1 protein-coding gene and 1 pseudogene are annotated in these 2394 nt (G+C 73.4%); both read left to right on the forward strand.

Going from position 1 to position 2394, the window contains the following annotated elements; all coding sequences use genetic code 11:
* Positions 1 to 277 precede the first annotated feature (277 nt).
* A complete protein-coding gene (locus tag AC2CJA_RS26155) occupies positions 278 to 1498 on the forward strand; it encodes an acetyl-CoA C-acetyltransferase (protein ID WP_484605136.1) in 1221 nt (406 codons plus the stop codon).
* Positions 1499 to 1810: 312 nt separating this feature from the next.
* A pseudogene (locus tag AC2CJA_RS26160) lies at positions 1811 to 2394 on the forward strand (hypothetical protein); the annotation flags it as partial.

A 2394-nucleotide genomic window follows, 5' to 3' on the forward strand; every position in this document is an offset into this window, starting at 1 on the left:
GCCGCTGCCGGTGGCCGGGGTGATCGCGGTGGCCGAACGGTCCGGGACGCCCGAGCCGGCGAGCGCCGGGTGACCGTACGCCCGCCCACCGCCCCGCGGTGGGCTGCCGCAGGCCCGCCGCGGTCCGGAGGGGCCGCGGGGACCCGGCGAACGAGCAGAACTGAGCAAGCGCTTAGAAAAGAGGTCCGGATCACACGTGGCGAGTCGTGACCGCCGCCTTACGGAACGGTAGTTTCCAAGCATCCACAGCCCTCCGCCCCCGTTCCCTGGAGCCGTGATGCCCGAAGCCGTGATCGTCTCAGCAGTCCGTTCGCCGATCGGACGCGCCTTCAAGGGCTCGCTCAAAGACGTCCGCCCGGACGACCTGACCGCCGGCATCGTCAAGGCCGCGCTGGACAAGGTGCCGCAGCTGGACCCGACCGAGATCGACGACCTGATGCTGGGCTGCGGCCTGCCCGGCGGCGAGCAGGGGCACAACCTCGGCCGGGTCGTCGCCGTGCAGATGGGGATGGACCACCTGCCGGGCTGCACCGTCACCCGCTACTGCTCCTCCTCGCTGCAGACCACCCGCATGGCCATGCACGCCATCAGGGCGGGCGAGGGCGACGTGTTCGTCTCGGCCGGCGTCGAGACGGTCTCCCGCTCGGTCAACGGCACCTCCGACGGCATGCCCGGCACCCACAACCCGGTCTTCGCCGACGCCGAGGCGCGCACCGCCGCCCGCGCCGAGTCCGGCGGCGTGGGCTGGCACGACCCGCGCGAGGACGGCGAGCTGCCGGACGTCTACATCGCCATGGGACAGACCGCCGAGAACCTCGCCCGCCTCAAGGGCGTCACCCGGCAGGACATGGACGAGTTCGGCGTGCGGTCGCAGAACCTCGCCGAGAAGGCCATCGCCTCCGGCTTCTGGGAGCGCGAGATCACCCCGGTCACCCTGCCCGACGGCACGGTCGTCTCCAAGGACGACGGCCCGCGCGCGGGCGTGACCCTGGAGGGTGTGCAGGGCCTCAAGCCCGTCTTCCGCCCCGACGGCCTGGTCACCGCCGGCAACTGCTGCCCGCTCAACGACGGCGCCGCCGCGCTGGTGATCATGTCCGACACCAAGGCGCGCGAGCTGGGCGTCACCCCGCTGGCCCGGATCGTCTCCACCGGCGTCTCCGGCCTGTCCCCCGAGATCATGGGCCTGGGCCCGGTCGAGGCCTCGAAGCGGGCGCTGAAGCTGGCCGGCATGACCATCGGCGACATCGACCTGGTGGAGATCAACGAGGCGTTCGCCGCCCAGGTGATCCCCTCCTACCGGGACCTGGGCATCGACGTGGACAGGCTCAACGTCAACGGCGGCGCCATCGCGGTCGGCCACCCCTTCGGCATGACCGGCGCCCGCATCACCACCACGCTGATCAACTCCCTCCAGTGGCACGACAAGCAGTTCGGTCTGGAGACGATGTGCGTCGGCGGCGGCCAGGGCATGGCCATGGTCATCGAGCGCCTGAGCTGAACGGCCCCGGACGCGCGCCGAGCCGGCCCGGCGTCCTCGCCTCCGGGGTGGTACGCGTCACACCGGCCCGGCGCGCGGTGTGATCTGACCGACTGTCGGCGCGCCGTCGATGCACCGGTGAGACCGAAGAGCCCCCAGGATGTGATCTATGTCCTGGGGGCTCGGCGTCTTCCCTGCTCACAGCGGTCGCGTTGGTCCGCACGGAGGCCCGCGCACGCTCTTTCGGGGGCGTCCGGCACACCGCTCGACAGGAGATTCCCCTCCGGCTGCGATAGGAATTCAGGGGTCGGAGTTCCAACCGGGAGTACGTCAGTGAGCGCCATATCCCTCATCCTGATGCTGACAGCCGCCGTCGCCGCGGCTCTGGGCGGCGCCGCCCTGCACACCGCGCTGGGCCTGCGCCGCCGGCTCACCGAGCTGCGGGTGCGGCTCGCCGCGGCCGAGGCGCGCGCCTTCGTCCCCCCGGCCCGCACCTCCCCGGACGCCGGGGAGATCCGTTCCGCCGTCGCCGACGCCCTCGCCGAGGAGCGCGAGCGCGAGCTGGCCGAGGCGCGCGCCTTCTGGGCCGCCCAGGAGGCACGCGAGGACCACGCCGAGGGCCTTCCGCCGCAGGGGCGCGGCACGGAGTACGAGGGCGCCGGCCCCGACCCGGCACTGCTCGACGCGCTGCTGGAGCGCGCCCTGGGCGGCGGTACGCACGAGGGCGAGGCGTTCATACCGCGTCAGACGGACCGGGACGGGGTCTCCTCCGGGCCGGGCGTCCGGCGGCCCGCCGCACCCGGTTCCGGGGAGGCCGGGGAGTCCGGAGGACCCGGGAGCGCGGCCGGAACCGACTCCGCGGAGCTGGAGGCGGCGCGCCGCCGCCACCCCAACCACCCCGCCTACGGCCTCGACGG

It is taken from the genome of Streptomyces sp. ATLC9 (assembly GCF_057196705.1).

Bases quoted from the DNA above. Each gene is read 5' to 3' on its own strand.
- AC2CJA_RS26155 (WP_484605136.1), top strand. From the start codon at position 278: ATGCCCGAAGCCGTGATCGTCTCAGCAGTCCGTTCGCCGATCGGACGC.